The sequence below is a fragment of the Sulfurovum sp. genome, assembly GCF_041551015.1.
Taxonomy (GTDB): Bacteria; Campylobacterota; Campylobacteria; order Campylobacterales; family Sulfurovaceae; genus Sulfurovum.
In genome coordinates this window covers 1-7862 of sequence record NZ_JBFENQ010000081.1, presented here as the reverse complement: position 1 = coordinate 7862, position 7862 = coordinate 1, and the positions used below count along the sequence as shown (strand labels likewise).

Genomic DNA, 7862 nt, shown 5'->3' with positions numbered 1-7862 from the left:
CCATCAAACGCTGTTGTTGTTTACCTTTTGCATCTACCCAGATGTTTGGTACTGCGCCACCAGGTGTAAGGAAGATCTGTGCATCTTTATTGACTCTAAGTGCATCGTTAAATTTCGCTGGTGTTTTGATCTGCTCTAACTCGAGGAGTTGAGGTGTAAGTGAATTTGAGATAAGTGTATTTGCTTTAGCTTGCTCTTCTGCTTCGATACGGATCTTGTCAGCTTCACCTTGTGCTTCGATACGATTTCTCTGTGCTTCACCACGTGCAACTTCTGCTGCTCTTTGTGCTTGTTGTTTTGCTTTTTCTTTTTCTTGTTCTGCGATGGTAACATCTTGTTTCGCTATCTGGACTCTTTCTATCTGGTCTTTGATCTTTGTAGGTAAGTTGATAGTTCTAAGTTCAACAGATTCAAGGATAACAGGCTGATTAAGAAGTGCATCTACACTCTCTTTTACTTTTACTTCGATTGCTGCTGCAATTTGGTTACGCATTTCAGGAAGCTGCTCAGCTGTATATTGACCTACAACATCACGTACCACTTCACGTACTTTAGAGTTGATGATCTTCTCTTCCCAACTTGTACCCCATTTTTCAATGGTCGCCGGTGCAGTTTCTGCTTTGAGTCTGTACTGTACAGCAATGTCGATATTGACCGTCAGTCCTCTTTTGTCAAGTACTGTGATTGCCGGGTTTCTTTTGAGTCCACCTTCAAGGTTTCTGTATGCGTCACCTAGTTCCCCTGTTCTTACATCAGAGTATGTGATCATTCTGATACGTGTATTGACAGGGATGATCTTTTGAAGCACAGGGACAAAAAAATGTAGTCCTGCTCCAAGAGGTTCTTGTTCAAATTTACCAGTATTGATTTTAATCCCCACTTCACCAGAGTTGATGATCGTAAATGGTTTAAGTACAAAAAGTGCAAATCCTATGGCTACGATGATAAACATCCAAGGCGCACCTTTACCCATATTGCTTAGCGGGTTTTCGAAGTTTCTTCCTCCGCCACTACCACTACTGTTGTTATTTGAGGTATTGCTCGGTTTTTTCTTTTTAAAATAGTCATTCATGTCTGCTGGCATATGTATCCTTATGTTAGTTAATATATGTTAAATATTTAATATAGTCAGGGTTTTTACCTGCAACTACATCAAAATAGGCTGTTTGTAATTTTTCTGTTATATGTCCTCTTGAACCTGCACCGATAATACGTGCATCTACTTCTCTAATAGGTGTCACTTCTGCAGCTGTTCCTGTAAGGAATGCTTCATCGGCAATGTAGATCTCTTCACGTGAAATACGTCTTCTAACAACTTCTATACCCATATCAGTAGCTAAGTCAATAATCGTTTGCTGCGTAATAGACTCAAGTGTGTTGTCAGATGGTGGTGAGATGAGTTTACCGTCTCTTACCATAAAGAAACAAGCACCTGATGCTTCAGCAATATACCCTTGGTCATCCCTAAGCAATGCTTCATCATAGCCTGCTTCTACAGCTTCATATTTTGCCATTTGAGAGTTGAGATAGTTAGCCACAGCTTTAGCTTTCCCCATACTTGAAGTGTTCGGTGTTCTTGTCATAGAAGAGATTTTAAGCCTAATACCACGTCTTAGCCCCTCTTCACCAAGATATGCACCCCATTCCCATGAAGAGATAGATACATTTACAGGACAGTCTTTGTGATATAGACCCATTACACCATAACCAAGATACACTAATGGTCTGATATATGCACCATCAAAGAGTTCATTTTCCTGTAATAGTTTAACTTGTGCCGCATTGAGCTCTTCAAGTGTATAAGGCACATTCATAAGTGTCATTTTTGATGAGTTTAATAATCTTTGTGTATGCTCATTAAGTTTAAAAATAGCACATCTTCCATCTACCGTTTTGTAAGCTTTAGTTCCCTCTATGGCACCGTTACCATAATGTAATGTGTGTGTAAGTACATGTACCTTTGCATCATCCCAAGCTGTGAGTTCACCATCCATCCAAATGTATTTTGCTTTGTTCATTGTTATTCGCTCCAAGACTTACCATAAGGCAGCCAAAATTAATGAATTATTTTAGCTAAATTGTTGTTAATAGTCGGTTATCATATGTATACGTTTATCATATGCATACTTTTGGTTAATAACTATACAGTCACATGTGTTTCAGACTGTTATTTTGATGTTATACTTTATTAATTAACGTCAGTTAAAGTAAAGGAAACGATGATGAAAGAATTTATTAATGTTTATGAGGAAAATCAGGAAGATATTGAAAAATTTATTATTACAACTTTAAAAAATACAGGTTCGATTTTATCAGAGACATCGAAGAATTATAAAAAGATATTTCAAACATTTCCTTCAATGGAACTGCTTTATATTACAGATCAAGATTTTAATCAAATTTCTCCTAATATATTTCGAAATAAAAAAGATGTATCAGAAAAAGGTAAAAACAGAGCCTATATGAGTACAAAATTAATGCAAAAGGATGAAGCCTTTTCCATAAGTTCTCCCTACATCAGTTCTGCAACAGGTAGAACTTGTGTTACTGTGATGAAAAAAGAAGAAGATAAGTATATTTTTATCGATTTTAGACTCTCTGGATTACTTGGAAGACTTGGTTTAGTCGAGTTAAATCCTGAGTTTAATCAATTTACAAAATTCTTTTATAAAGCCGTAGGTTTTTCATTGATGGCCTTTGCATTTTTTGCTATTATCTATGCACTGTTCGGGTATGCTTCAAGCATTTTTATAGAAGGGAACTTCTCTCTTGATGCACTTTTTAAACCTATTGTGGCATTGACTTTGGGACTGGCTATTTTTGATCTTGCCAAGACTATTTTGGAAAGAGAGGTCTTTTTCAAAAATTACAGCAAAGATGATGAAGATGCAAATGTTTTAACGAAGTTTTCTATCGCTATTATCATCGCGCTTTCTATTGAAGCATTAATGGTGGTGTTTAAGATTGCGTTACATGATTACTCACAGATGATATATGCACTTTATCTTATTATTGGTATTGCATTAATTATTGTATCCTTGGGAATCTACAGCTATTTATCTAAGAAATAGTTTTTATCTATAGAAGTGTAAAGAAAAGACTAAATAAGTAAAAAAATGAGGACTTTTTAAGGCCTCATATCATATATTCACTATATTTTCAACCCACTCTATCATGGTGGCATTTGCTTTAGGGCTAGGTGCATGCAAAAAACTTACTACAAAAGTATCTTCCATAAGCACCACACCAAATGATCTTGGTCTTACTGCCGTTATCTCTGGTACCAGTAACTTGTCACCAAAACAACACATTATATTTTTTGCATCTTTGATTTCATCTGCTATTTCGTGATTTTCTAATCCGCTAGTGTATGTATAATGATCAAATATACCTATATAGATTGCAATGGGATCTGCTTCTATCTTTTCACGCAGATAGGCAATGATTTCATCTATACTCTTGAATGACGTTTCACTTTTTACAATCTTTTTGGTAAATACGGGATATCTATCCATAAATGTTATTTGTTGCATATTTTTCCTTTATTCTGAATAGTGCATTAGAAATCATTTAAGTCAATACTTGATTTCGCATAGTTTGAGACATTACTCTCGAAGAAGTTACTTTTGACCTCATTCATATCCAGGTGCTTGGTCACAAGTTTTTGCAGATAGGTTGTGTTGCTCTCCTGAAAGATAGGGGTAAGCCCTATCTTTGCAAGTCTGTCGTTAGCGTAATTGTAAACAGTCTGCTCCATCAATTCAGGTGTGATACCCATAATCGGAAACTGATTCAGCAGATATTTTCCATATTCCAACTCTATTTTTACTGCATCTTCGATCATCGTATAGGCAGCGTCAATAGTGCCAGTTTGTATTTTATTCTCTTTTTGAATGGTTTTGAAGATATTGGCAAAGAGAGGCAGGTGGGTATTGAGTTCATCTCTGGCGATAAACTTGATCATATCTCGAGCTCCGGGAACTTTGTCGCCAAGCAGATAAATATAGCTAAATCCTAACAGAAAGTAGATACCTTCCAGGTTCACGCTTGCCATGGCAGAGAGTAGCATTTTGTCAACAGAACCACCATCAATGTAGCGAGCAAACTGTTCTGCAATTTGTTGGTTCTTTTGATTGAGCATATCATTATATTTGTAAAGATTGAAAACTTCATCAGAGTTTCCACATGCATCAAGTAGAACAGCATAACTTTTTGAATGGTTTACCTCTTGCATAATTTGAAGAGATATAACAGATTTGACCAGACGGTTATTTGCCAGTCTTCTAAAGTCACTAAGATATTCTTCTTGTGCGGAGTCATTGAAACTTAATTGTGCAAAAGTCATTTTGTAAATGGATTGTTCATTATCAGTGAGGTTGTTAAAGTTCTTTTTTTCAGTACTGGTATTGACTTCAGAAGGAAACCAGGTGTTGGCATTCATGAGATCATAGATATTGCTGTCCCATCTGTACTTGGAACGATTAAAATCCACAAATCCTGTAGGTGAACCACCAAAGATTTTCTCATCAAGTATTTCTTCACCATTGGGGTTATAGTATTGTTTTACATCCATGACATTCTCCCGGGTTTTTAATATATTATTCTATCTGACTTGATAGGTAAAGAGATTGATAAGTATCAAGTTTTGATACTTATCAATAGTATGGCACTTGTTTTTCATTATAATGGTTACCATGCAAAATAATCAAAAAGTTGTTCTTCTTACAGGAATCAGTATCAGTATGGGGAGAACTACATTAAATGTTTAGTTCAGTATGGGGTCATTATTAATGAGTGCTGCAAAGATACGCATTTTTATCAATGGTTTTGGACGTATAGGTAGAAGTGCGGCACGTATCATGATTGAAGATAGCAGTTTTGAGTTAGTGGGGATCAATGACCTTTATAGCTATGAACAGATGGCGTATCTTTTAAAATATGATTCTATCTATGGAACACTTGATTATGATATTAACATTCAAGAAGACAAACTTTTTATTGATAATCAAATAGTAAAACTTTTTTGCGAACCTAATCCTGAAAATATGAATATAAAATCTTTAAATGTAGATGTTGTTTTACAATGCAGCGGTATGTTTTTAACGACAGAATCTAATTTCCCTTGGATTAAAAACGGTGCAAGTAAAGTGATTATCTCTACCCCTGTAACAGATGATACCCCAATGTATATTTTGGGTGTAAATCATAAGGAGTATAAACAAGAGGCTATCATCTCTAACTCTAGTTGTTCAGCAAATGCAATAGTACCTATATTTCAGATACTAGATAAATACTTTGGTATCCAGCATGCTATGATGAGTATGTACCATAGTTATACAAGTTACCAGAATTTACTTGATGCAAAGCACTACTCAAAAGACATACGAAGAACACGCTCTGCAACGCAAAATATCATACCCCTTATGAGCAGTGCTGCTGAGACAACAGCCTATTTTTTCCCACACCTCATGGAGAAGCTTTATGCTAAAAGTATAAGAGTGCCTGTTGCTAGCACTACGTTGTATGATTTGAGTATCATGCTAGAAGGAAGTTATACAAAAGAGGAGGTCAATAAACGACTAGAGGCAGAGATAAAATCCACCTATAAAAATATACTCGATACTACAAATACTCCAAATGAATCCAGTGATTATATAAAAAACCCTCACAGTGCTGTGATCAATCTTCCTTTTACTGCGATTGTAGGAGGGAATCTACTTAGAGTCTCAGCATGGCAAGACAATGAATATGGGTATGCTCAAAGATTGGTTGATATGGCAAAAGTTGTTCAAATAGCTACTTAGCATAAGTTTAAAATAAATGTATTGATTTCAATCAAAAAATAATGAAGATCAAATCATTCAAAGGAACAATTTTTAATTCCTTGACAATTATCAAACCTTTTGGAAAGATCATTAATTATAATGAACCCTTGCAAAAGTATGGGAGAAACAGTTATGATAAAAACGATTATAAAGAGAGATGGAAGTTCTCAGAAATTTGTACCTTTTAAGATCGAAGATGCGATCAAAAAAGCATTTAAAAGTGAAGTAAAAGCTTATGATAAGAGTGTTTTTGTAGAGTTAATGGATATGATCAAAAATAGAGATGAGATCTCTGTCGAAGAGATTCAGGATATTATAGAAAAAGTGCTTTATGCACATCAACATTTTGAAGTGATGAAATCATTTATGCTCTATCGACATATGCATAAGATTCAAAGAGAACAGATATTGGGCTTAGATGAAGATACAACCTATATTAACTCCACTCAGACTATCAAAGAGTATATCGATAAATCTGACTGGAGAGTTAATGCTAATTCTAATACTGGCTATTCCAATGCCGGACTTGTTAATAATACAGCAGGTAAAGTGATCGCGAATTTTTGGTTGGATACGATCTACTCAAAAGAAGAGGGGTATGCACATAGAGATGGAGATTATCATATTCATGATCTGGATTGTTTGACCGGATATTGTGCAGGATGGAGTTTGAGAGTCCTTTTGGATGAAGGATTTAACGGAGTTAGAGGAAGAGTGGAGAGTAGGGCTCCTTCTCATTTTAGGGAGGCCTTGGGTCAGATGGCAAATTTTCTGGGTATTCTGCAGAGTGAATGGGCAGGAGCACAGGCATTTTCATCCTTTGATACTTATCTTGCACCCTATGTGTTTAAAGACAGACTTTCGTTTAATGAGATAAAAAAAGCAATCAGAAGCTTTGTATATAATCTTAATGTTCCGGCACGATGGGGACAAAGCCCTTTTACCAACATTACCATTGACTGGACGGTTCCTGCTGATCTGAAAGATCAAATACCGACCAGAAACCAGAAACATCTGTTTTCCGGATTGGATGATGAAGCGTTATTGGAGCGGGCTAAAGAGAGAAATGAAAGTATTCACTCTTTAGAGAGTATGACCTATCATTATTTTCAACCTGAGATGAATCTCATCAATAGAGCCTATTATGAGGTGATGACTGAAGGTGACAAAAGTGGACAGCCTTTTACTTTTCCTATCCCTACGGTAAATATCACAGAAGACTTTGACTGGTATGGAGAAAATACGGATATCCTTTTTGAAAATACAGCAAAGATAGGGTCTTCTTATTTTCAAAACTTTATAGGAAGTCAGTATGTAAGAAATGAAGAGGGTGAACTCATCCCTAACGAAGAAGCATATAAGCCAGGACATGTACGAAGTATGTGCTGCAGGTTACAACTGGATCTTCGTGAACTTCTCAAGAGGGGTGGAGGTTTGTTTGGAAGTGCTGAAATGACAGGGAGTATTGGTGTTGTAACGATCAATATGGCACGATTGGGATACCTTTATGCAGGAGAGGAGGAGAAGCTTTTTGCAAGGCTTACCAAACTTATGGAGTATGCCTACGCTACACTTGAGAAAAAAAGGATATTTATCCAAGAGATGTATGATAGAGGACTGTTCCCCTATACGGCAAGGTATCTTCCGGGGTTTAACAACCACTTCTCTACCATCGGTGTCAACGGGATGAATGAGATGATACGAAACTTTTCTAATGATAAACATACTATAGCGGATACATTTGGAGAAGAGATGGCTATGCGGATCTTGGATTTTATGAGAGACCAGCTCAAAGAGTTTCAAGAGAGATCAGGAAACCTCTATAATCTGGAAGCAACACCGGCAGAGGGAACGACCTATAGGTTTGCCAAAGAAGATGCCAAAAGGTATGATGACATTATCCAGGCAGGAACGAAGGAGAACAATTACTATACCAACTCTTCTCAAATCCCTGCATTTTATACCGATGATCCTTTTGAGGCATTAACACTGCAAGATGATCTACAGTGCAAATATACAGGGGGAACTGTATTGCAT

Annotated in this window: 7 protein-coding genes; 3 read left to right on the top strand and 4 right to left on the bottom strand. The window is 36.4% G+C overall.

Annotated elements, in window-relative coordinates; genetic code table 11:
- A partial coding sequence (locus ABZC96_RS06465; protein WP_373029902.1) for an SPFH domain-containing protein occupies window positions 1-1084 on the bottom strand: 1084 nt, incomplete at its 3' end.
- A gap of 13 nt (window positions 1085-1097) precedes the next feature.
- Window positions 1098-2018: a branched-chain amino acid transaminase gene (locus ABZC96_RS06460; RefSeq protein WP_373029900.1), complete on the bottom strand. Its 921-nt coding sequence runs from the start codon at window positions 2016-2018 to the stop codon at window positions 1098-1100.
- Window positions 2019-2222: 204 nt separating this feature from the next.
- Between ABZC96_RS06460 and ABZC96_RS06455 the strand changes: the two genes are divergently transcribed.
- Window positions 2223-3071, top strand: a complete 849-nt coding sequence (locus tag ABZC96_RS06455; protein ID WP_373029899.1) for a hypothetical protein — start codon at window positions 2223-2225, stop codon at window positions 3069-3071.
- 69 nt (window positions 3072-3140) lie between these two features.
- On the opposite strand, the gene ABZC96_RS06450 is transcribed toward ABZC96_RS06455, so the two are convergent.
- A complete protein-coding gene (locus ABZC96_RS06450) occupies window positions 3141-3533 on the bottom strand; it encodes a DUF6858 family protein (protein ID WP_373029898.1) in 393 nt (130 codons plus the stop codon).
- A 26-nt stretch (window positions 3534-3559) separates the two neighbouring features.
- A complete protein-coding gene (locus ABZC96_RS06445; RefSeq protein WP_373029897.1) occupies window positions 3560-4573 on the bottom strand; it encodes a ribonucleotide-diphosphate reductase subunit beta in 1014 nt (337 codons plus the stop codon).
- Window positions 4574-4775: 202 nt separating this feature from the next.
- On the opposite strand from ABZC96_RS06445, the gene ABZC96_RS06440 reads away from it, so the two are divergent.
- Complete coding sequence (locus tag ABZC96_RS06440; protein ID WP_373029895.1) at window positions 4776-5804, top strand: type I glyceraldehyde-3-phosphate dehydrogenase; 1029 nt, start codon at window positions 4776-4778, stop codon at window positions 5802-5804.
- Window positions 5805-5957: 153 nt separating this feature from the next.
- Window positions 5958-7862 (top strand): ribonucleoside triphosphate reductase (locus ABZC96_RS06435; RefSeq protein WP_373029893.1); only part of this gene is annotated, 1905 nt, incomplete at its 3' end.

What these genes read in the sequence shown, in the direction of transcription:
- ABZC96_RS06455 (WP_373029899.1), top strand. Translation starts at nt 2,223, where the DNA reads ATGAAAGAATTTATTAATGTTTATGAGGAAAATCAGGAAGATATTGAA.
- ABZC96_RS06460 (WP_373029900.1), bottom strand. Translation starts at nt 2,018, where the DNA reads ATGAACAAAGCAAAATACATTTGGATGGATGGTGAACTCACAGCTTGG.
- ABZC96_RS06445 (WP_373029897.1), bottom strand. Translation starts at nt 4,573, where the DNA reads ATGGATGTAAAACAATACTATAACCCCAATGGTGAAGAAATACTTGAT.
- ABZC96_RS06450 (WP_373029898.1), bottom strand. Translation starts at nt 3,533, where the DNA reads ATGCAACAAATAACATTTATGGATAGATATCCCGTATTTACCAAAAAG.
- ABZC96_RS06440 (WP_373029895.1), top strand. Translation starts at nt 4,776, where the DNA reads ATGGGGTCATTATTAATGAGTGCTGCAAAGATACGCATTTTTATCAAT.